Source organism: Amycolatopsis halotolerans, assembly GCF_042647905.1.
Lineage (GTDB): Bacteria > Actinomycetota > Actinomycetes > Mycobacteriales > Pseudonocardiaceae > Amycolatopsis > Amycolatopsis halotolerans.
In genome coordinates this window covers 63,371-83,637 of the sequence record NZ_JBHRWI010000011.1, presented here as the reverse complement: position 1 = coordinate 83,637, position 20,267 = coordinate 63,371, and the positions used below count along the sequence as shown (strand labels likewise).

At 68.9% G+C, this 20,267-nt stretch carries 23 protein-coding genes; 10 read left to right on the top strand and 13 right to left on the bottom strand.

Annotation, left to right across the window (positions count from 1 at the left end):
* Positions 1-31 precede the first annotated feature (31 nt).
* Positions 32-700 carry a TetR/AcrR family transcriptional regulator gene (locus tag ACFORO_RS07905; protein WP_354744574.1) on the top strand — a complete coding sequence of 223 codons (669 nt, stop codon included), beginning with the start codon at positions 32-34 and terminating at the stop codon, positions 698-700.
* Positions 701-704: 4 nt separating this feature from the next.
* On the opposite strand, the gene ACFORO_RS07900 is transcribed toward ACFORO_RS07905, so the two are convergent.
* From ACFORO_RS07900 to ACFORO_RS07885, 4 genes are all read right to left on the bottom strand, one after another.
* Positions 705-1,307 (bottom strand): YbaB/EbfC family nucleoid-associated protein, encoded by a 603-nt coding sequence (locus ACFORO_RS07900; RefSeq protein WP_377870652.1) that lies wholly within the window; start codon positions 1,305-1,307, stop codon positions 705-707.
* Position 1,308: 1 nt separating this feature from the next.
* A complete protein-coding gene (locus ACFORO_RS07895; protein ID WP_377896509.1) occupies positions 1,309-2,346 on the bottom strand; it encodes a hypothetical protein in 1,038 nt (345 codons plus the stop codon).
* Between the two features lies 1 nt (position 2,347).
* Complete coding sequence (locus ACFORO_RS07890; protein ID WP_344279014.1) at positions 2,348-2,725, bottom strand: hypothetical protein; 378 nt, start codon at positions 2,723-2,725, stop codon at positions 2,348-2,350.
* Positions 2,726-2,846: 121 nt separating this feature from the next.
* On the bottom strand, positions 2,847-3,671 hold the full coding sequence (locus ACFORO_RS07885; RefSeq protein ID WP_377870655.1) for a DUF1295 domain-containing protein: 825 nt from the start codon (positions 3,669-3,671) through the stop codon (positions 2,847-2,849).
* 51 nt (positions 3,672-3,722) lie between these two features.
* Between ACFORO_RS07885 and ACFORO_RS07880 the strand changes: the two genes are divergently transcribed.
* The gene (locus ACFORO_RS07880) at positions 3,723-4,229 is read left to right on the top strand and encodes an EXPERA domain-containing protein (protein ID WP_377870656.1); all 507 of its coding nucleotides are present in this window, start codon (positions 3,723-3,725) and stop codon (positions 4,227-4,229) included.
* Between the two features lie 200 nt (positions 4,230-4,429).
* Here the strand turns inward: ACFORO_RS07880 and ACFORO_RS07875 are convergent, their stop codons facing one another.
* The 3 genes from ACFORO_RS07875 to ACFORO_RS07865 all read right to left on the bottom strand — a co-directional run bounded on the left by ACFORO_RS07875 (position 4,430) and on the right by ACFORO_RS07865 (position 6,887).
* On the bottom strand, positions 4,430-5,797 hold the full coding sequence (locus tag ACFORO_RS07875) for an MFS transporter (RefSeq protein WP_377870657.1): 1,368 nt from the start codon (positions 5,795-5,797) through the stop codon (positions 4,430-4,432).
* Positions 5,798-5,956: 159 nt separating this feature from the next.
* A complete protein-coding gene (locus ACFORO_RS07870; protein ID WP_377870658.1) occupies positions 5,957-6,325 on the bottom strand; it encodes a VOC family protein in 369 nt (122 codons plus the stop codon).
* Positions 6,326-6,341: 16 nt separating this feature from the next.
* Positions 6,342-6,887 carry a dihydrofolate reductase family protein gene (locus tag ACFORO_RS07865; protein ID WP_377870659.1) on the bottom strand — a complete coding sequence of 182 codons (546 nt, stop codon included), beginning with the start codon at positions 6,885-6,887 and terminating at the stop codon, positions 6,342-6,344.
* A 98-nt stretch (positions 6,888-6,985) separates the two neighbouring features.
* Here ACFORO_RS07865 and ACFORO_RS07860 point away from each other — a divergent pair, with 98 nt between their 5' ends.
* Both ACFORO_RS07860 and ACFORO_RS07855 read left to right on the top strand, forming a co-directional pair.
* A complete protein-coding gene (locus ACFORO_RS07860; RefSeq protein WP_354744589.1) occupies positions 6,986-7,357 on the top strand; it encodes a YciI family protein in 372 nt (123 codons plus the stop codon).
* Positions 7,354-8,562, top strand: coding sequence for an RNA polymerase sigma factor (locus ACFORO_RS07855; protein WP_377870706.1), 1,209 nt, complete (start codon positions 7,354-7,356; stop codon positions 8,560-8,562). Before ACFORO_RS07860 ends, ACFORO_RS07855 begins: the two co-directional genes overlap by 4 nt.
* Here the strand turns inward: ACFORO_RS07855 and ACFORO_RS07850 are convergent.
* Positions 8,559-9,110, bottom strand: a complete 552-nt coding sequence (locus ACFORO_RS07850; protein WP_377870660.1) for a D-alanyl-D-alanine carboxypeptidase — start codon at positions 9,108-9,110, stop codon at positions 8,559-8,561. The genes ACFORO_RS07855 and ACFORO_RS07850 overlap by 4 nt on opposite strands.
* A 199-nt stretch (positions 9,111-9,309) precedes the next feature.
* Between ACFORO_RS07850 and ACFORO_RS07845 the strand changes: the two genes are divergently transcribed.
* From ACFORO_RS07845 to ACFORO_RS07835, 3 genes are read left to right on the top strand one after another with little or no spacing between them, the layout of a single operon-like run.
* Positions 9,310-10,002, top strand: a complete 693-nt coding sequence (locus ACFORO_RS07845) for a response regulator (protein ID WP_377870661.1) — start codon at positions 9,310-9,312, stop codon at positions 10,000-10,002.
* Positions 9,999-11,408, top strand: coding sequence for an ATP-binding protein (locus ACFORO_RS07840; protein WP_377870663.1), 1,410 nt, complete (start codon positions 9,999-10,001; stop codon positions 11,406-11,408). The genes ACFORO_RS07845 and ACFORO_RS07840 overlap by 4 nt, the downstream gene beginning before the upstream one ends.
* The gene (locus tag ACFORO_RS07835; protein ID WP_377870664.1) at positions 11,405-11,863 is read left to right on the top strand and encodes a hypothetical protein; all 459 of its coding nucleotides are present in this window, start codon (positions 11,405-11,407) and stop codon (positions 11,861-11,863) included. The genes ACFORO_RS07840 and ACFORO_RS07835 overlap by 4 nt, the downstream gene beginning before the upstream one ends.
* Before the next feature lies 1 nt (position 11,864).
* Here the strand turns inward: ACFORO_RS07835 and ACFORO_RS07830 are convergent, their stop codons facing one another.
* The gene (locus tag ACFORO_RS07830; protein ID WP_354744599.1) at positions 11,865-13,034 is read right to left on the bottom strand and encodes an MFS transporter; all 1,170 of its coding nucleotides are present in this window, start codon (positions 13,032-13,034) and stop codon (positions 11,865-11,867) included.
* Between the two features lie 110 nt (positions 13,035-13,144).
* Between ACFORO_RS07830 and ACFORO_RS07825 the strand changes: the two genes are divergently transcribed.
* Positions 13,145-13,744: a TetR/AcrR family transcriptional regulator gene (locus tag ACFORO_RS07825; protein ID WP_377870665.1), complete on the top strand. Its 600-nt coding sequence runs from the start codon at positions 13,145-13,147 to the stop codon at positions 13,742-13,744.
* A 512-nt stretch (positions 13,745-14,256) separates the two neighbouring features.
* Here ACFORO_RS07825 and ACFORO_RS07820 read toward each other — a convergent pair.
* The 4 genes from ACFORO_RS07820 to ACFORO_RS07805 all read right to left on the bottom strand — a co-directional run bounded on the left by ACFORO_RS07820 (position 14,257) and on the right by ACFORO_RS07805 (position 17,464).
* Positions 14,257-15,351: a Gfo/Idh/MocA family protein gene (locus tag ACFORO_RS07820; protein WP_377870666.1), complete on the bottom strand. Its 1,095-nt coding sequence runs from the start codon at positions 15,349-15,351 to the stop codon at positions 14,257-14,259.
* On the bottom strand, positions 15,348-16,079 hold the full coding sequence (locus ACFORO_RS07815; RefSeq protein ID WP_377870667.1) for a sugar phosphate isomerase/epimerase family protein: 732 nt from the start codon (positions 16,077-16,079) through the stop codon (positions 15,348-15,350). The genes ACFORO_RS07820 and ACFORO_RS07815 overlap by 4 nt, the downstream gene beginning before the upstream one ends.
* Positions 16,080-16,173: 94 nt before the next feature.
* Positions 16,174-16,713 (bottom strand): GNAT family N-acetyltransferase, encoded by a 540-nt coding sequence (locus ACFORO_RS07810; RefSeq protein WP_377870668.1) that lies wholly within the window; start codon positions 16,711-16,713, stop codon positions 16,174-16,176.
* A gap of 19 nt (positions 16,714-16,732) precedes the next feature.
* Positions 16,733-17,464 (bottom strand): FadR/GntR family transcriptional regulator, encoded by a 732-nt coding sequence (locus tag ACFORO_RS07805; protein ID WP_043833627.1) that lies wholly within the window; start codon positions 17,462-17,464, stop codon positions 16,733-16,735.
* A gap of 214 nt (positions 17,465-17,678) precedes the next feature.
* Here ACFORO_RS07805 and ACFORO_RS07800 point away from each other — a divergent pair, with 214 nt between their 5' ends.
* Together ACFORO_RS07800 and ACFORO_RS07795 are read left to right on the top strand one after the other, a co-directional pair.
* A complete protein-coding gene (locus ACFORO_RS07800) occupies positions 17,679-19,286 on the top strand; it encodes an ABC transporter substrate-binding protein (protein ID WP_377870669.1) in 1,608 nt (535 codons plus the stop codon).
* 15 nt (positions 19,287-19,301) lie between these two features.
* A complete protein-coding gene (locus ACFORO_RS07795; protein WP_354744610.1) occupies positions 19,302-20,261 on the top strand; it encodes an ABC transporter permease in 960 nt (319 codons plus the stop codon).
* Positions 20,262-20,267 lie beyond the last annotated feature (6 nt).

Genomic DNA, 20,267 nt, shown 5'->3' with positions numbered 1-20,267 from the left:
TGGCCGCAGCGTGCGTGCGAAAGGTGGCCCGATGCCCGACAAACCGGCCAAGCAACGGCTGACCGAGGCCGCGTTCGCGCTGTTCGAGGAGCGCGGGTACGACCAGACGACGGTCGACGACATCACCGACCGCGCGGGCGTCGGGCGCAGCACGTTCTTCCGCGCGTTCCGGTCCAAAGAGGACGTGATCTTCCCTGACCACGAGGTGCTGCTGAGCGCGATCGAGGCCCGGCTGGCCGGTTCCGACCCGCGCACCGCGACCGTCGCGGTCACCGAGGCGTCGCGGCTGGTGCTGCGGCATTACGTCGCCGAGGGCGATCTGGCGCTGGCGCGGTACCGGCTCACCCGCAGCGTGCCCGCGCTGCGCGCGCGGGAGATCGCTGGCACACGGCAGTATCAACGGCTGTTCCAAGAATTCGTCCACCGCTGGATGGGCGGCGGTGAGGAAACCGCACTGCGCGCCGAACTCATGGCGGCGGCCGTGGTGACGGCGCACAACCACGTCCTGCGTCGATGGCTGCGCGGGCAGACGACAGACCCGGAAGCGGCCTTCGACGCCGCGATGGCGGACACGGTCGCGCTGTTCGGCAACACCGGCGAGACCGAGACGACGGTCGTCGCTTTCCGTACGGGCAAAGACCTTTCCGCGGTCCTGCCGGGGTTGCGCAAGCTGCTCGGCGACGAGGGCACGCTCAGCTGAGCCGCTACCAGGCCTCGTCGAACCGCACCCCGGCCTCGTACCAGTCCTCGTCGCTCACCGGGCGTTCCGGTTCCGCCGGTTGCCTGGGGTCGGCGGTGCGGTCGCGGAGGTAGTCGCCCTCGCCCGTCGCCGCGGAAGCGCCACCCGTTGTTTGCCGAGGACCGGGAGCTGCTGCCCGCGGTACGGAAGAATTCCCTGGCGCAGCAACGGGTTTCGGTTGGATCGGCACCACAACCGGTTGCGGCGGCGCAGCCGGTTTCGCTTCGACGGACGCACCAGGCCGCCGAGGAGCAGCGGGTGGAGTCGCGGGAGCGACGTCCGGAGTGAACCCGGCCCGCCACTTCAGCCGGTCCATCACGTACCCGCGAGTGCCGAGCGGAGCCAGCAACGACGCTGTCTCGTGCGCCGATTTCCGCTGCGCTTCGGCATACGTGTGCAGCACCAGCGCTGCCAGCTCTTCCGGCGGCAAATTCCGCACCGCGGCAGAGAGTTTCAGTCCAGTGAGGACACCGTCGGTGTTGACTGTGGCAGTGACCGCGTTGTCGGCCGAGGACGCCTCGACCGACAACGCGGACAGTGCCTGGAGCAGTTCTCCCGGATCGGCCACGTCAGTCCAGTGTGGACGGCGTCAGCGGCTGCGACACCGAACCGTCCGGCGCGATGTCGACGTTCCGGTCCCGGACCTTCTTCTCGGTGTCCTTCGGGGTGTTGGAGGTCTCGAAGTTGGACGGGTCGAACGAGTCGCCGGGGCTCACGTCGGCGGGCTTCGGGATGTCGGGCAGGCCGTCGGCCTTCTCGCGGATCTTGTCCGCGAGCCGTCCGGTCGACTGGTCCATTCCCGAGCGGATCTTCTCGACGTTGTCGAGGAAACTCTCGAAGATCTCCTTCGAGGACTCCCCTTCGACCCGCGCCGAGGCCTCCGCCACGACCTCGGACAGCCCCGCGCCCGCACCGGCCACCGCGGCCTGCGTGCCCGCCGCCGCGAGGCTCAGCCCGGCGCCCGCGGCCGCCGGGGTCGCGACCGCGGCCAGCATCCCGACCAGCGCCGCGGTGAAAGCCGTCGTCATCACCTTGGACAGCGAGATCTCGCCCTCCTTGGCCTTGTCCTTCTGGTACTTCTCCGCGGCGTCCTTGAACGACTTGCCCAGCGTATTGAGGTCGTCCCGCGCACCCCACACGCTGTCCCGGCCCGCGACGACGCCACTCTCCAGCACCGAGATCTCAGTGGCCATCTGGTCGTATGTCTCCGACAGCCGGTCGAGATACGTCTTCACGTCCTCGGCCGCCTCGCCGCGCCAGGAGCCCATCAGTTCCTTCGCCCGGCGCAGCTCCGTCATCGAGCCGCGGCCGAGGTTCTGCCAGATGTGCTCGTAGGAGTTGATCAGCGCCTGCAGGCCAGCGCCGGTGTCCTTGAGGTCGGCCTCGGAGAACTCGCGGAAGATGCTCGTGACCTCGTCCTGATAGGACTCGTACAGGCCGTCCATCATCTGGAACAGCATGAACTCCGCGTAGCGCAACGCCAGCACGCCGTCGAGCGCGTCGTTCGCGCCTTGCCGCAGGTCCTCACAGATGCCTTCGAGCAGCTGCTCGCGCGGGCGCTCGTCCGAACCGCTGCTCAGCCCGAAGTAGTTTTCCTGGTCGCTCACGTCAGAGCCCCTCCCCCGCCGCGTTGCGCACGCCCATCCGCGCTTCCCCGTCGGCGCTCTCGTACAGGTCGGCCACGCGCGCGAGCGCGACGCTCGCCTGCTGCGTGGTGAAAGCGAGCTTCGCCAGCGCTTCCTCGACCTTCGAGCGGTGGTACTCGTACGCCGCCGCGACCTGGCGCATGCCGAGCGAGCCGCCGAACGCCGTCGTGGGGCCGCCGCCGAACGGGTTGAACCCGCCGAAGATGCCCTGTGGTCCGGTGGCCTCGGGCATGTCCAGCCCGCGCACGCCGTCGCGCGCGGTCTCCGCCGCGTGCCCGGCGTCCTCGACGAACCCGCTCGCCTTGCGCAGATCCTTCACGTCGGTTTCGAAACCGATCATGGGTCCACCCCCAGTCGTATGAACCGTCACCCTACTGAGCGAACGGTATCCTTCCGACTCATCGGACATGACGTCGGTTCACGGCATCGACGTGACCACCGCCACATTCCGGACGTACCGGCTAGCCCTCGCGCGCGGGCGCGGACGCCGCGCGCCGCGGAAACCACGGCACGATCGGCGAAACGCGCCGCTGGTAGTCCGCGTACTCCGGATAGCGGCCGAGGGTGATGCTCTCGGTGAAGATCGTCGAGCCGATGAACAGGGCGGTCAGCAGGACCGCGCCGGCGATCGTCCAGGTGACCGCGCCCGCCGCGGAGACGCCGAGCAGGAACACCAGCCACCACTGCGCTTGTTCGAAGAAGAAGTTGGGGTGGCGGGAAAAGCGGAAGAGCCCGGTCTGCGCGAACCGCGGGTCCGGAGTGCGCCCAGCGGCCGTCTCGCGCTTCTTCCCTTGGTGGAAGTTCCACTGCTGCTGATCCGCGAGGGTCTCACCGAACAGGCAGCCCACGAACGCGACCGCCAGCACGATGTCGACAGCGCCCAGCGGCGTCCGATGATCCAGCGCGGTCCACGCGGGCAGCGTGATGAGCAGGAGGATCACGTTCTGGTAGAGCGTGATGAAGAAGAGGTTGAACAGCTGGAACTGCCACGGAGCCATCCGGGCGCGCAGCACTGCCCAGCGGTAGTCCTCGCCGCCGCGTGCGTAGCCGCCCTTGCGGCCGTAGTTGAACGTCAGCCGCGCGCCCCACAGGAACACGAGCGCGAACAGCAGGTTCAGCCTGGCGTCGGAGAACCCCGCGTGACCGGCGAAGATCCCGACGTAGGCCACCGGGACGACCGACCAGATCCGGTCCACCCAGGAGTACTCCCTGGTGAGCACCGACAACAGCCAGCAGCCGGCGCACACGCCCGCGAAAACCCAGAGGCACACCTGGAACGCGTTCATGACCGCGACTTTACTGCCGGAATCGCCCGCGCGACGCCGTAGAATCCGCCGATGGGCACCACGACGGCGAACCTGCCCCCGCGCGAGCGCAAGATCGACCTCTTCTTCGCGGTGATCTTCTCGGTTTTCATCGTGACGTCGCTGATCAGCGACCTGCTGCCGACGATCGGCGTCGACTTCTCCCACCCGACCGGCAATTTCTTCGTCGACTCCAACTACTGGTACGCCCACGACGCCGACCCGCTCTTCATGCACCCGCCGGACTGGATGCGGATCGTCACCGGGTTGTCCGCGTTCGCGTACCTGCCTTTCTATGTCGTGCTCGTCTGGTGCCTCGTCGCGGGCCGCAACGGGATCCAGCTGTTCGCGGTGATCTACGCGACGATGATCGTCACGCTCACCGGGATCGTCGTGTTCGGCGTCGAGTTCTTCGGGGACCCGGCGACCCGGACTGGCAACCCGGGCAAGTTCCTCGCGTTCAACCTCCCTTACGTGCTGGTCCCGTTGCTGTTGCTGGTGCGGATGCGTCGACCGTTGCCGTTCGCCCGGCGGTTTTGACCACTGTGGACAGTCATGGGCAGGGACGTGACCGGCGGCGAAAGCACCATCGGGCCAGCCAGCCGCCGCGCCGGTTGAGAACGACACCGACCCGGCGATCCGCCGCGCTGGCCGTCGTCGGACACATCAGCGGCAAACGGCAGGAACACCACCGTCATCGTGTCGACGCTCAGCAAGGCGACCACTGACAGACCCCGCAGTCACCCCACCTCCGCACCGGCCTTCCGCAGCATCCGTTGTCGTCGGCTTGTGTAAGCGGCGACCGAACCGCACAGCAGCGCGAGGAGCGCGACCGCCGTCAGCACATCCGGCACTGACGTGACCAGAAGCGAAAGCACCAGCGGACCGGCCAATCCGCCGAGCCGGTTGAAGAACGACACCGATCCGGCGACCCGGCCGCGCTGGCCGTCGTCGGCTACGTCGGCGGCGACGGGGAGGAACACCGCGGCCATGGTGTTGACGCCCAGCAAGGCGACCGTCAGCACGGCGGCCGACAGCCACGGCGCGGCGACTGCCCATCCGGACACCGCGAGTGCCAGCAACAGCACCGCGGTGCAGACGGCCAACCGCACCGTCACGCCGGTCGGGCCGAAGCGGCGGTAGCCGAGCACCAGCAGTCCCGCACACAGCACCATCGCCACCGCGGATCCGGTGAGCAGGGCGTTCGCCGTGGTCAGCGAAAGGCCGCCGACGCGGGACAAGGTCGGCACCCAGGTTGTCAGGCCGAACGTGGTCAAACCGATCGAAAAGGCGAACACCCATTGCAGCCGCGTGGTGAGCGTGTTCCGGGCCAGCCAGTTCGTCTCGGTCGCGGGTTGCGCGGGGGCGCTGCGTTGATCCGGGATGACGGCTGCCGCGGCAGCCAGCAGCAGGCCGGTCGGCGCGCCGATGAGCCACAGCACCCGCCATCCGAACACCGGCTCCAGCCACAACGCCGAGCCGGACGCGACCAGGTAGCCGATCGCGGTCGCGACGATCGACAACCCGGTCACCACCGCTCCCCTGCCGCGTCCCGGGAAAAGGTCGCTCAGGACCGTGATCAGCATCGGAGCCAGCCCGCCGACGGCGATGCCCATCAGGAAGCACATCACCGCGTTGCCGCCGAAGTTCGGCATCGTTCCGCACATGCTGGTCGCGGTGAATCCGAGCGTGGCGAGCAGGTAGCAGGCCCGCCTTCCGATGCGCTCGGCCAGCTGGCTGCACAGCAGAGCGCCCAACGCGGTGCCGGACAGCCCGCTGACCGCCAGCAGCGACGCGGTCGAGGCGTCGATGCCGTATTCCGCACGCAGGCCGGGAATGACGAAACCCAACGTCGACGTCTTGCTGATGTCGATTGTCAGCGCGGCGGTGGCGACCACCGCGATCGTCCGTTTTCCCCGGACTTTCGGCTGTGGCAGGGCAACTGGGGCAACACTGTGCCGTGTCCGGCCGAGAACCAGCGCGGCTCCCAGGGCGAGCAGCAACGCTGTTCCGGCCACGAACATCTCCGGCATGTCGGCCAGCGCCATGCCGTGCAGCCGCCGGTCGGCCATCGAACCCATCGCACCGGCCGGGTCCGTCCCGGGCATTTCGAAAGCACGGAAAAAGCCCACCGCCGAAGCGACCACAACCGCTGCCGCCGCCACTGCGAGCAATCCCCGCCAGCTCCTCCGGGCCGGCGCCGAAATCGTCGTCATGCCTCCAACTTCTCACCCGGGCGGCCGGTCCGGCATCTTCAGTCTTGCGCTTCAGTTTTCTTGGAGGACAGAAAGAATATTCCCCGCCGGATCCTTGAACCACGCGATCAGCGGACCGCCGAGCCGGAAGACGCCCTTCTCGTCCACCCCGTCGAACGGTTCGAAGGAAACGCCTGCCGCGCCGAGGTCCGCGACCGCTTGCTCGATGTCGTCGACCGGGAAGTTGAGAATGGTGTACTCGGCCGGAACGTGCTTGTCGCCCTTCGGGTAGACGAGCACTTCGCGTCCTTCGGCGAGGCGCAGGCGCAGCATCCCCCAGTTTTCGGTGACCTCGATGCCGAGCGTCTCGGCGTAGAACTTCCGCGCGACCGGGATGTCGTCCACGGAGAAACCGCTGAATGCTTTGCTGGTGTCGAACATTTTTCCTCCTTGAGAATCAGGAACCCGGCTTCGGCCGGTAGGTCACCGAGAGAACGCCGTTTTCGAAGGTCCGGGAAGCAGCGAGTTCGAGATCGACCCGATCGGAGGGCGACTCGAACAGCCGCGTGCCCGAGCCGAGCACGATCGGGTGGATCAGCAGATTGAGCTCGTCCAGCAGACCCGCCAGCAGCAGCGAGCGCACCAACCGGGGGCTGCCGGGAATGTGGATGTTCTTGCCCGGCTTGCCCTTGAGCGCGGTCAACTCGGCCGCCAGGTCCGCGCCGAGCAGCGTCGAGCCGCTCCAGTCCAGTTCGGCGAGCGTACTCGACACGACGTACTTCGGGGTGTTGTTCAGGAACGCGGCCATCGGCGACGAGTCGCCCAGCCCGGGCCACATCCGGGCGAAGTCCGCGTAGGTGTTCCGGCCGAGCAGGATGGCGTCGGACTCGGCGATGCTAGCCCGGATCACCTCGTCCGCCTCGTGGTTCAGCAGCATCCAGTCCGGCGGCGACTCGGTCACCCCGTCCAGCGAAACCGACAGTCCGGCCACGATCTTCCGCACTACTATGCTCCTTCCTCAGCTGACTTTCACCGGGGACGTCGGAGCCGGAATCCGGAAGGCGACACCGGCGGCGAAAAACTTTCGAAGGGGGCCCGGGAGTGCGGTACCTGATCATGATCCACAGCAATCCGCGGTTCCGCGCGCTCTGGGAGGAACTGCCGGACGAGAAGAAGGCCGAGTTCGGCCGCAGCCACCTCGCGCTCAACCGGTCCCTCGAGGAGTCCGGCGAATTGGTGCTCAGCGATGGGCTGGCGGACCCCGCCGAAGCCAGGTGCGTCACCGTGCGGGACGGCAAGGCAGTGGCGAGCGACGGGCCGTTCGCCGAGGTCAAGGAGCATCTGGTCGGCTTCTACCTGGTCGAATGCGAGAGCATGGAACGGGCGCTGGAGCACGCTGCCCGGGTGCCGGACGCGGTGTACGGCAAGATCGAGGTACGGCCGCTCCGCAACGTGAAAGAGCTGGATCTCTGACTCCCCCGCCCGGTTTCGACCAGCTTCTGCGCGACCTCGCGCCGCAGGTGCTCACCGCTGTCTGCCGCCGGTTCGGCGACTTCGCGCTGTGCGAGGACGCGGTGCAGGAAGCGCTGCTGTCCGCCGCGGTGAAGTGGCCCGAGCAGGGCCTGCCGGACAATCCCAGGAGCTGGCTGATCACCGCGGCCGCGCGCAGGCGCATCGACATCGAACGCAGCGAGTCCGCCCGCCGGCAGCGCGAGCACACGGCCGCCGGGTTGGCGGTGCCGCAACCGGAACTGGCACCGGCCGACGACGACACGTTGACCCTGCTGATGCTGTGCTGTCACCCCGAACTCGGCAAATCGTCGCAGCTCGCGTTGACACTGCGAGCGGTCGGCGGCCTCACCACGGCGGAAATCGGCCGGGCTCTGCTGGTGCCGGAGAAAACCGTGAGCCAGCGGATCAACCGGGCGAAGAAACGGCTCAGCGGCGCGCGATTCCGGATGCCGCCGCCGGAACAACGGGCCGAGCGGATGGCCGCCGTGCTGCAGGTGCTGTACCTGATCTTCACCGAGGGGCACACCGCCAGCTCTGGGACCGCGGTCAACCGGGTCGAACTCACCGCCGAGGCCATCCGGCTCACCCGGCAGCTGCACGCGCGGGTCCCCGGCGACGGCGAGGTCGCCGGGCTGCTGGCGCTCATGCTGCTCAGCGACGCCCGGCGGCCCGCGCGGACCCGGCCGGACGGCGCCGCCGTGCCGCTGGCCGAACAGGACCGCTCCCGCTGGGACTCCGCCGCGATCGCCGAAGGACTCGACCTGATCGGGAAAACCCTGGTCACCGCCCAGCTCGGGCCGTATCAGCTCGAGGCCGCGATCGCCGCCGTGCACGACGAGGCGGCCCGCGCCGAGGACACCGACTGGCCGCAGATCCTCGCGCTCTACGACCTTCTGCTCGCCGTCGCGCCGAGTCCGGTCGCGGCGCTGAACCGGATCGTCCCGGTCGCCATGGTCCACGGCGCGCGCGAGGGATTGCGGCAGCTGGACGAGATCGCCGGGCTGGACGACCACCATCGCGTCGACGTCGTGCGCGCGCACCTGCTCGACCTGGCGGGCGAGCACGGGCAGGCCAGGGTCTATTACCGTTCAGCGGCAGAGAAAACACTCAGCGTTCCCGAACGACGATACTTGGAATCCCGTGCCGCGAACGGGAAATCACCCTAGCTGGCGACCCTGGCCATCGAAGACGGACGCAAGGAATCCGGGTCAGGCAGCCGCATCGGCACGGTGTGCGCGTGGTACTCGAAGTGCCACCATTCGTTGTCGTAGCGGCGATACAGCCGATACTGCGGCCCGTGCCGCTCCAGCCACGCCGCGCCCTCGCTCGGGCGCACGTCCAGTGCCGTGCCGCGAACGTGGGCCGACTCGTGCGGCGGCAGCACCCGGCGCCGGGCCGCGGTGACGGAACCGGTGCGGTGCACCTCTTCGGCGAACAGCCGGTGCTGGTCGGCGGCGTCGCGGTGGCCGGAGGTGAGGCCGATGAGCTGGCGGTGCCGCCAGAACGCCTCGGTGCGCGCCGCGGTGAAGGCCGCGCGGGCCGGTTCGTTGAGGCCCTCGAGGTCCTCGGCCGGGTATCTCATCGCGAGCGCCCACTGGCAGGCCAGGTACCGGCCGCGGCCGGGCGAACGCAGGGAAGCCGCCGGGAGCAGCGCCACCGCGAGGAGGCGGGTGGCGGCTGCGAGAACCTGGGGCCGGCGAAGCGACTCGATCATGACGTTCACTTTCGGGCCCCAGTGTGCGCGCACTGCGCACGGAGTTTGACGGCTCTGTAACAGTTCGCGACGGCGGCGCTGTTACCGAACGATGACACGGCACGCACCGGGCGGGGATCCGGGCCGGGCAGGCTGGGGCCGGGTTGTCCGCTGTGGACTGTCCGGGCGGACGGACGGGCGGGCTGCGATAGTGGGAGACATGCCGAGGGTGCTGCTGATCGAAGACGACCAGGCCGTGCGCGACGGCCTGCGGCTGGCCCTGACGTATCAGGGCCACACGGTCGAAGCGGTGGAGACCGGCGAGGAAGGCCTCGCCCGGCTCGCCGGGGACCCGGCCGACGTCGTCGTGCTCGACCTCATGCTGCCCGGGATGGACGGCTTCGAGGTCTGCCGGCGCATCCGCGCGTCCGGCGACCTGCCGATCATCATGCTGACCGCGCGCAACGACGACATCGACGTGGTGGCCGGGCTCGAAGCCGGAGCCGACGACTACGTCGTGAAGCCCGCGCAGGCCCGCGTCCTGGAGGCGCGCATCCGCGCCGTGCTGCGCCGAACCGGCGGTGAACCGCGCGGCCAGGGCGCGAAACCGGGTCCGGAACGGCACGGCGACCTCACGATCGACCGCGAGGGTCTCGTGGTCAGCAAGCACGGCACGGTCATCGGCCTCGCGCCCACCGAACTGCGGCTGTTGCTGGAGCTGTCCGCTTCCCCCGGCCGCGTGCTCAGCCGCCAGCAGCTGCTCGAATCCGTGTGGGATCAGGGATATCTCGGCGATTCGCGGCTCGTCGACGCGTGCGTGCAGCGGCTGCGGTCCAAGATCGAGGACGACGCCGCGAAACCGGTGTACGTCCAGACCCTGCGCGGTTTCGGCTACCGATTCGGGCCGCTGTGACCGGCTGGCAGTTCCGGGGCCTGCGCACCCGGCTGCTGGTCGCGTTCGCGCTGCTGAGCGTGTTCACCGCGGTGGCCGTCGCCGGGATCGGGTACGTGCGGGCCCGTGACGGGATCCTGCAGCGCACCCAGGACAACGCCGCCGTCGAGATGACGAACCAGCTCAAGCAGCTGTACCCGCTGCCCCGGCGGCCGGTGGACACGGGCGCGCTGCAGTCGGCCGCCGACCGGCTGAACAGCCGGAAGAACTCCGCGCTGGTGACGAGCGGCGGGCACAGCGCGGGCACCATGCCCGCCTCGGCGATCACGCCGGACCTGCGCGGGGCAGTGCAGGCCGGCCGGGTCGCGTGGCAGCGCGTGGACGTCGGCGGCGTGACGCAGCTGGCGCTGGGCTCGCCGTTGCTGATCTCGACCGGCGACCGGCGGAATCCGACGATCCCCTCCGGCATCGAGGTCTACGAGCTGCGCAATCTCGACGCGGAAATCGAGGCGGTGAACGGGCTCGCCAGGAACGCGTGGCTCGCCGGCGGGGCTGCGCTGGTGGTGGCGTTGGTGCTCGCCGTACTCGCCGCCAGCAGCGTGTTGCGGCCGGTCGGCGAGCTGCAACGCGCGGCCCGCAGGCTCGGCGCGGGCGACCTCGACGCCCGGATCACGGTGCGCGGCAGCGACGAGCTGGCCAGTGTCGCCGAGACGTTCAACTCGACCGCCGAATCGCTGCAACGGCACGTCGGCGAACTGCGCCGGATGGAAGCCGACGCCCGGCGGTTCGTCGCCGACGTGTCGCACGAACTGCGCACGCCGCTGGCCGCGATGACCGCCGTCACCGACATGCTCGACGCCGAAGCGGAGCGGCTGCCGGACGCGGCGGGCGAGGCGGTGCGGCTGGTCAGCCAGGAGACGCACAACCTGGCGCGGCTGGTGAACGATCTGATCGAGGTCACGCGGTTCGACTCGGGTACCGCGTCGCTCGCGGTGGACGACGTCGACGTGGCCGAGGCGGTCCGGGCGACTCTGCGGGCGCGGGGATTCGCCGTGGAGACCGATCTGCCGGACGGGATCCGGGCGCGAGTCGATCCGCGCCGGCTGGACGTGATCGTGGCCAACCTCGTAGGAAACGCGCTGCGGCACGGCGGGGAGCCGGTGACCGTCCGGTTGTGGGGCGACCAGGGGGGGATCACGCTTTCCGTCGAAGACTCCGGCTCGGGGCTGGACGAGGCGGTGCTTCCGCACGTGTTCGCCCGGTTCTACAAGGCGGATACCGCTCGCAGCCGGTCGGAAGGGAGCGGGCTCGGGCTCGCTATCGCGTGGGAGAACGCGCGGTTGCATCACGGGGAGCTGACCGCCGGGAACCGGCCCGGCGGCGGTGCGGTGTTCACGTTGTGGCTGCCTCGGGAGGTGCGGCAGTGAAGCGGTTGCTGGGGCTGATCGCCGTGTTGGTGCTGACCGTGAGCTGCGGGGTGCGGCCCAGCGGCGTGATCACCGGGGAGAACGCGCCCAGCGGGCCGCCCAACGGGAACCTCGGGCACGCGGCGATGGTGTATTTCGTGCTGAACGGGAACGTCGTGCCGGTGGTCCGCAGCGGGGTCGGCGACGTGGCCGCGGATCGGGTCCGGGTGCTGGAACAGGGGCCGGACGAGGGCGAACGGGCCGGCGGGTACACGACAGAGCTGCCGCCGTCGTTCGAGCCCATCGCCATCGGCGTGAGCGACGCGGCGATCGGGGTCAACGTGCGGGAACTGACGCCCAACGCCGTCTCACAGATCATCTGCACCGTGCTCGAGGCAGGTGGTGGCGGAGCGTCCGGGACCGTCACGCTTTCCGGCGGCGGCCAGAAACTGCAACCCCAGGCTTGCGGCCGATAGCTCAGCCGCGAGGCTTCATCACCGGCGCGAACACCACCGCCACCACGCACAACGCCAGCGGCAACAGGAACGCGACGTTCAGCGGCACCCAGTGCGCCAGCCCGCCGATGATCGCCGGGCCGGCCAGCAGCCCGACGTATCCGACGCCGACCACCCGCGCCATCAGCGCACCCGACGCCCGCTTGTCCAGGTTGCCCGCCGCGGTGAACAGCTGCGGGACGCCACCGGAAAGCCCGAGCCCGAACAACGCCCAGCCGCACAACGACAACGGCACCCACGGCGCCAGCGACGCGATCGCGAGCCCCAGCGCGGCCAGCCCGCTTCCGTAGCGCACCACAGCGACCGGACCGGCTAGCGCGGCCACGCGGTCGGTCGCGAATCGGCCGACGGTCATCGCCACCGCGAACGAGCCGTAGGCCAGGGCGGCGGTGCTTTCGGACGTCCCCAGCCCGTCTCGCAGATACAGCGCGGCCCAGTCGTTCGCGACACCTTCGGACAGCATCAGCGCGAACGCCAGCAGCCCCAGCAGCCACACCACGCGGGCGGGCGTACGCGTCGGTTTGGCTTCCTCAGTGGTTTCCTCGGCAGCCTCGTTCGACGAGTCGAGCAGATACCGGCGGACCAGCAGCGAAACCACGATGCACAGCGCGCCAGTACCGCCGAGCGACACGAGCGTCGGCACGCCCGCCCCCAGCACCGCCGCGCCGACGACCGCCGCGATCGCACCGCCGATCGACCACATCGCGTGGAACGCGGCCATGATCGGCCGCGGATACGCCCGTTCCACGACCACCGCGTGCGCGTTCATCGCGACGTCCAGTGAGCCGTTGAAGAACCCGAACGCCGCGAGCGCCAGCCCGAGCGTCCACCAGTTCGCCGCGAACCCCGGCAAGACGACAGCGACCCCGACGAGCACCCCCGCGACGGACACCACGCGCGGATGCCCGAACCGGTCCGCGAGCGGCCCGGTGACCTGCATCCCGATCAACGCCGAGCCGCCGAGCACCAGCAGCAGCGCCCCGAGCGCGGTGTGCGAGACGCCGGTCGCGCGCTCGATCACCGGAATGTGCACCACCCACATGCCGACCGCGAACCCGCAGAGGGCGAACACGATCCAGGTGGCGACGCGGGCCGCACGGGGCAGCACCGGAGGCGGGGAAAGCTCGGTCATCGGGCTCGGCTCCTCTTCGGGGGTCGGGTCCAGTCAGGAACACAGGCACGGGCAGGAGGAACAGGGCTGGGGCATGATGGGCGCGTGGAAGCCGACCTGATCGCCGCCCCGTGAGCGGGGGCTACCTGAAGGGCAGAATCCGCCGCGACGACATCGTTTCGGCGGCCGCCGCGGTGTACGGCGAGGCGGGCTACCACGCGTCGTCCCTGCGGGAAATCGCCAAACGAGCCGGCATCACCCACGCCGGCTTGCTGTACCACTTCCCGACGAAGGAAGCGCTGCTCGCAGCGGTCCTGGAACGCCGCGACGCCGAGGACGCCGCCCGCGAACAACTGACCGCCACCCCGCCCGGCCTGGACGTCCTGCGCCGCTTCGTCGCACTGGCCGAACACAACGTCCGCCACCGGGGCATCGTCGATCTGTACTCGCGCCTCGCCGCCGAAGCAGTCTCCGAAGACCACCCCGCGCACGCCTACTTCGCCCGCCATTACCGCGAGGCCCGCGACAGCATCGCCCAGTCGTTCCACGCGCTCGCCGAAACAGGCGAGCTGCGCCCCGGCGTAGACCCGGACTTGGCGGCGCTCACCTTCGTCGCGCTGATGGACGGCCTCCAGGTCCAGTGGCTCACCACCCCCACGCAAGTCGATGTAGTCGGTTCCCTCCGCCTCTCTCTGCAAACTCTCCTGGCCGTGCCTCTGTTCCCGAATTAGGCGGAATCCGGAGATCTAGCCCCAGATGGCCGCTAATCGCACCGCCGCTGTCCGTGAGGGTTCCCCTCACGGAATCAGATTCCCTGAGGGTTCCCCTCACGACCCGCGACCGGTCAGTGAAGGGCTCCTTCACGGAATCTGATTCCCTCAAGGAGCCCTTCACAGCCCGCTCGCCCGCTCGCTCGCCCGCCCGCTCACCGCCCGCCGGGATGCTCCCCAATGTGGCATTGGGTGCATCTGACGCACCCAATGTGGCGTTCGGTGCGTCCCACGCACCCAATGCCACATTGGGGCGCAAGCCCCCACCGCCAACCAACCGCGGCCGACGCACCCAACCAGCGAGGCACCCACACCACCCCCCCAACCCCGATACGAAGCCTCCCTGCGGTCCGGGGGTGCTTGTCAAGGCATCTTTCCCGCCTTGACAAGCACCCCCGGACCGTCAGCACAATCAAGCTTCGGGGTGCCCCACGCACGCCAGCGCCGATGTCGCCGCCAGGCGACGAGCCGCCCTACAACGTCCGCACGTACGGATCCCACTCAACGGGCAACGGCCGAGCCACCTCCACCCGGCTGACCACCTCAACCCCCGCCCCACGCGCCATGGATTCCTCAACCGCCACCATCACGTCCAGCACGTGATAAGCCAACTCCCCCGAAGCCCGCTCCGGCGCCCCAGCCCGGATCGATCGAGCCAGATCGAGAACCCCGGTACCGCGAGAAGCTTTATGCCCCACCGCAACCACCTCCTCCGACTCCCCGTCCCCGCCCGGATGCACCACCGTAGAACCGTCAAACCGATTCGGATCCGGCAAAACCGCAGTCCCCAGCGGCCCGGTCACCTCGACAAACCCCGTACGCCGCAACGCGGAATCAAACGTCAGCACAACCTGCGCACTACCCCCGCGCACAAACTCCACCAACGCGCTCACCGTAGTGGGCACCGTAACCGGAAACTCAGTCCCAGCCCGAGGCCCAGCCCCGATCACCCGGGTCTCCCGCCCCCGCCCGCCAACCCCGGTAACCTTCCGCACAGAACCAAACACCTGAACCAGCTGCGTCAAGTAATACGGCCCGATATCCAGCAGCGGCCCACCACCGGCCTGGTACAGGAACTCCGGCGCGGGATGCCAGCTCTCCGGCCCAGGCGTCTGAAACAACGCCAACGCAGCAAAAGGCGTACCGATCCGACCAGCTTCGAGCACCCGCCGAGCGGTCTGCTGCCCAGCGCCGAGAACGGTGTCCGGCGCCCCAGCCACCCGCACCCCTCTCTCCCGCGCCCGGTCAAGAAGCTCCCGCACGGACTGCCGATCCAACCCGATCGGCTTCTCCGTCCAAACGTGCTTCCCCGCCTCCACCGCCGCGCGACTGACCTCGACATGCACCGCGGGCACAGTCAAATTCACGACGATCTCCACCTCCGGCGACGCAAGAAGATCCGCCACCGACCCACCACGAGGAACCCCGTATTTCGCGGCCTGCGCCGAAGCCCGCTCCACATCGAGATCAGCGACAGCCGCCACCCGAAGATCCGGAAACGCGGTCAGATTCTCCAAATACGTATCACTGATGAACCCCGCCCCGACAACCCCGACCCCGACAGTCACGCCCCCACCCCAGCGAGATAGGCGAAACTCTCAGCAATACCCCCGAAAACATCCTCGTGCTGATCGAACTCCACCACCCGCAACGCCTCCGGAACCGCATCAAGCACCGACCGTATAGGCACCCGCCCCTGCCCCGCGGGAACCTGCCCAGAAGCGTCGACAGCCAACGACCCGTCCTTCACATGGATCGCGCACACCCGCTCCCCCAGCCGACGCAGCAACGCGGGCGCGTCCTCCCCGCCCGCGGTAGCCCAGTAAGCGTCGACCTCCAGCACAACCTCCGGCGAGAGCCGATCCGCGAATACCTCCAACGCGCTGCGCCCGTCGATCCGCGATTCCAACTCCCACCAATGATTGTGGTAACCGACCCGAACCCCATACCCCGCCGCAACCTCAGCCGCGGCATTAAGCGCCGACGCGGTATCGGCGATATCCGCCGAACTCCCCCACTGAGAAGCAGGAACCAACGGCTCGATCACCACCCCGATCCCCAATTCCCGAGCCGCCCCGAACACCGAGTCCAGATCCTTCCCGACCAACGCGGCGTGCGCGGTAGGCGCGCTCAACCCGTGCGCCGCCAACCCGGCCCGCAGCGCCTCGACGTTCTCCACCACCCCGTACGGCTCCACCCGGCTGAACCCGATCGCAGCCAGCCGCCGCAACGTCTCGTCCGGATCAGCCGCGAACGCGTCGCGCACCGAGTACAGCTGCACCGAAGGTCCGCCCATGCCAACTCCCAGCGATAGAGGGGCTTTCGCCAATTTCTACCACCTGGTCAGAATTGACACCAGGACAGAACCGGACGGAATTCCGGAACCACGATCAGCCGAGATCCTTGTGCCAGATGAGAAAATCGCACGGAGTGGCCAGCAGCGGAGCCAGCTCCGGATGCGGCCCGTCGATCGTCGACGTCTCCACCACCCGGTACCCGAGCCTGGTGTACCACTGCGCGAGAAACTCCTTCGACGGATGCGTCCACCCGCGCGGCACCAACAGCTCAAGCTGCATCCGCGTACACCCGGCAGCCCGCCAGTGGTCCTCCGCGAACCGCACGAGCTCCCGCCCGACCCCCGCCCCGCGCACCTCCGGCGAAGCGGCGAGCAGACCGAACTCCCCCAGATCCTCGGCCAGCCGCTGGATCCGGACCGAACCCACCACGTCCCCGGCGAGCCGGGCGACCGCGATCTCGCCCGCGCGGACCAGTCCGGCCATCTCCGAAGCGTTGGTCCGGTCGGCCGAACCAGCCCACAACCCTGCCTCAGCCTTGGCGTAGACGGTGTTCACCAGCTCAGTCAGCAGAGCCACCAGCGCAGCGTCCTCGGCGGCGGACGGCGGCAGAACAGCGATCTCCGGAGTCGTCACCCCTCCAGATTAACCGCAATCAGCTGGCGGCCGAGCCGGAAACCGCGGGCCGGGCCTCGCCGAAGCCGCCGTAGCGACCGGCTTTCGCGCGCTTGCGCACCTCGTCGAAATGCCGGTGCACCGCGTGCGCGGCCGCTTCCGCGTCCCCGCTCACGAGCGCGTCCACGATCGCCTGGTGCCGTTTCGCGGTGGCCGGCGCCGACGAGACCGGACCGCCCATTTCGCCTTCCGCGGCCCGGTAGACGTCCCAGAACAATCCGGTCAGCTCGCGCGCCAGGTCGAAGCCGGCCTCGGCGCAGATCAGGTCGTGGAACTCGCGGTCGGCCACCGCCGCGTCCGGCCCTTTGCGGCGCATCCGCGCGACGCACGCCTGCAGCTCGCCGATCAGCTCCGGCCGGTGGTCGCGGGCGACCCGGCTGGTCAGCTCCGTTTCGATCATCTCGCGCACCTCGAGCAGGTCGCGCAGCCGCCCGGCGTCGGTGCTGCCGCGGCTGCGCGTGCGGAAGAGCAGCCACGTCTGCAGCGCCTCCGACCCGGCCGAGCCGACGAACGTGCCGTAGCCGTGCCGGACCTCGACGATGCCGAGCGCCTGCAGCGCCTTGACCGCCTCCCGGATCGAGTTCCGGCTGACCCCGATGTCCTCGGCGAGGCTCAGCTCGGTCGGCATCGGCGCGCCGGTCGGCAGCTGCCGGTCGACGATCAGGTCGATGATCTGCTTGGTGATCTCTTCGCTGCGTTGCGGGCGCGCCACACGTGTCTCCCGGATGTCTTTCTTGCACTGGCACGTCGCCATCGGAGGACATCCTACGTCATGATCGGCAACCGCGGCTGCACCCGCGCGGGTGGGAACAAGCCTCTTGACCGGGGCGGGAACGGGACTTAGGGTTCCGGCAAGTCATAGGACGTCCCACGTCCTACTTCTCGATGCTTTCTGGGTGGAACACCGCATCAAGTCAGGAGACGCCATGTCCCGAACCGCCATGGGGACTCAGTTCAACCGGCGCGCGCTGCTGCGCTACGCCGGCCTCGCCGGGGCTGCCGCAGCGGTTTCGTCGACGCTCGCCGCGTGCGGCGGTCCCGCGTCGACCAACAAAACCGGCAGTTCGTCCGGTTCCGTCACCGCGGTGATCGGGTACGGCAACAACCAGACCTGGGACCCGCTGCAGACCGCGTCGGCGTTCGCGATGGCGGCGATCCTGCACAGCTACGAGTCGCTCGTCGAGGGCGATCCGGTCACCCGGGAACCCTTCCCCGGCTTGGCCAAGGCGCTGCCGACGGACCTCAAGAGCACCAAGCTGCGCTTCGAAATCCGCGACGGCGCGAAGTGGCACGACGGACAGCCGGTGACCGCCGACGACGTCGTGTTCACCTACGCCCGCGTGCTCGACGCAGGAGAAAACGTTCTCATCCACAGCTTCTTCTCGCAGTGGCTGCAGTCGGTCACCAAGGTCGACGCGAAGACGGTGGAATTCGGCCTGAAGTTCGCGTTCCCGTACGCGCTGCAGCGGATCCAGATCTGCAAGATCGTGCCCAAGCACGTCTTCGAGAACAACTGGAAGGCCGCTGCGGCGGGCAAGGTCGTCGGCTCCGGGCCGTACAAGATCACCGAACAGGCTCCGCTGTCACACACCACGTTCGAGAAGTTCGCGGACTACAACGGCCCGCGCCCGGCCGCGTACGACAAGATGCTCTGGAAGTCCATTGTGGATTCCGCACCGCGCGTCGCCGCGGTCTCCGGGGCCAAGCCGGACGCGCAGATCGCGGAGAACATCCCGCCCGCCAACGCCGAGCAGCTGCGCAAGGCGGGCCGTACGGTCGAGTTCGCCGACGGCGGCAACAACCTGTTCCTGCTCTTCAACACCAAGCACTCGCCGTTCTCCGACAAGCGGGTCCGCCAGGCGCTGCATTACGCGATCGACAAGAAGAAGATGATCGAGATTGGCCTGCGCGGCACAGGCACCGCGGGCACCTCGTTCATCAACCCGAAGCTGCCCGGTTCACAGCCCGCGGCGCAGGACTTCAACTTCAACCCGGAAAAGGCGAAGCAACTGCTCGCCGAAGCGGGTGTCAGCGGCCTGAAGATCTCGCTGTCCACAACGAACACCTCGCTGGTGCTCGACTGCGTGAAGGTGATCAAGGAGGGCTGGGACGCGATCGGCGTGCAGACCACTTTGGACTCCCAGGACACCAAGGCGCTGTTCTCCAAACTGGACAACGGCGACGACTTCCAGGTCGTGGCCACCACGAACAACCCGCTGCAGTTCGGCAACGACCCGGACCTGCTGATCCGCTATTACTACGACGCGCAATCGGTCCTCATGACGAAGTACGCGCGCTGGAACGGCGACGACACCACCGCGTTGCTGGCGCTGCAGGACAAGGCCGCCGCGGAAACCGACGAAACGAAGCGGAACGGGCTGTACAAGCAGTTGCTCGACCAGATTTCCGAGCAGGCGGTGATCTACCCGATCGTCTTCACGCAGATGGGCACCGCGTGGGACCCGAAGGCGATCAGCGGCGTGCGTGCCCAGGGCTACCCGGGCATCTACCTCAACCAGGCCAAACCGGCCTGACGGGAGGGCACGGAAGTGACAGTCGTCGTGCGGATGCTGGCCGGTCGCATCCTCGCCCTGATCCCGCTGCTGCTCGGCGTGATCCTGTTCGTGTTCATCGTGATGCGGTTCTCGCCGGTCGACCCGGCGATGGCCGCGTTCAACGGCGCCAACGCCACCGCCGATCAGCTCCAGCAGTTCCGTGAGCAGAACGGCCTGCTCGACCCGTTGCCGCTGCAGTACGTGCACTTCGTGTGGCATCTGCTGCAAGGCGATTTCGGCACGAGCGTGGTCACCAAGGAGCCGGTGGGCCAGACCATCGCCACCGCGCTCCCGCTCACCCTCCAGCTGACCTTGCTGGGCCTGGCGCTCGCGCTCGTCGTCTCGGTCGTGCTCGGCGTGACCTCGGCGCTGTTCCGCGGCCGCTGGCCGGACCACCTGATCCGGTTCGTGACGCTCGCCGGGGTCGCCGCGCCGGCGTTCTGGATCGCGCTGCTGCTGGTGCAGTGGCTGGCCGTGGGCAAGGGCCTGTTCCCCACCAGCGGCTACGTCAGCCCGGCGGATTCGTTCCCCGGCTGGCTGAACTCGCTGACGCTGCCCGCGATCGCGCTGTCCGCGCCGGTCGCGGCGCAGCTGACCCGGGTGATCCGGACGTCGATGGTCGAGGAACTCGACAAGGACTACGTGCGCACCGCGCGCGGCGGCGGGCTGCCGCCGGTCGTGGTGGTCGGGCGGAACGTGCTGCGCAACGCGCTGGTCAACCCGCTGACCGTGCTCGGCCTTCGCGTCGGCTACCTGCTCGGCGGCGCGGTGGTGATCGAGACGATGTTCGCGCTGCCCGGCATGGGCCAGAACATGATCCAGGCCGTGCAGGACGGCGACACCGCCAAGGTGCAGGGCTTCGTCATCACCATCGCGGCCGGGTTCGTGCTCGTGAACCTGATCGTCGACGTGCTCTACCTCGTCGCCAACCCCCGTCTGCGGAGCCGCTCGTGATCCGCC

Excerpts from the sequence above, each read along its gene's own strand:
- ACFORO_RS07905 (WP_354744574.1), top strand. The coding sequence starts at position 32 with ATGCCCGACAAACCGGCCAAGCAACGGCTGACCGAGGCCGCGTTCGCG.
- ACFORO_RS07890 (WP_344279014.1), bottom strand. The coding sequence starts at position 2,725 with ATGATCGGTTTCGAAACCGACGTGAAGGATCTGCGCAAGGCGAGCGGG.
- ACFORO_RS07885 (WP_377870655.1), bottom strand. The coding sequence starts at position 3,671 with ATGAACGCGTTCCAGGTGTGCCTCTGGGTTTTCGCGGGCGTGTGCGCC.
- ACFORO_RS07880 (WP_377870656.1), top strand. The coding sequence starts at position 3,723 with ATGGGCACCACGACGGCGAACCTGCCCCCGCGCGAGCGCAAGATCGAC.
- ACFORO_RS07875 (WP_377870657.1), bottom strand. The coding sequence starts at position 5,797 with ATGCCCGGGACGGACCCGGCCGGTGCGATGGGTTCGATGGCCGACCGG.
- ACFORO_RS07870 (WP_377870658.1), bottom strand. The coding sequence starts at position 6,325 with ATGTTCGACACCAGCAAAGCATTCAGCGGTTTCTCCGTGGACGACATC.
- ACFORO_RS07850 (WP_377870660.1), bottom strand. The coding sequence starts at position 9,110 with ATGATCGAGTCGCTTCGCCGGCCCCAGGTTCTCGCAGCCGCCACCCGC.
- ACFORO_RS07845 (WP_377870661.1), top strand. The coding sequence starts at position 9,310 with ATGCCGAGGGTGCTGCTGATCGAAGACGACCAGGCCGTGCGCGACGGC.
- ACFORO_RS07830 (WP_354744599.1), bottom strand. The coding sequence starts at position 13,034 with ATGACCGAGCTTTCCCCGCCTCCGGTGCTGCCCCGTGCGGCCCGCGTC.
- ACFORO_RS07815 (WP_377870667.1), bottom strand. The coding sequence starts at position 16,079 with ATGGGCGGACCTTCGGTGCAGCTGTACTCGGTGCGCGACGCGTTCGCG.
- ACFORO_RS07800 (WP_377870669.1), top strand. The coding sequence starts at position 17,679 with ATGTCCCGAACCGCCATGGGGACTCAGTTCAACCGGCGCGCGCTGCTG.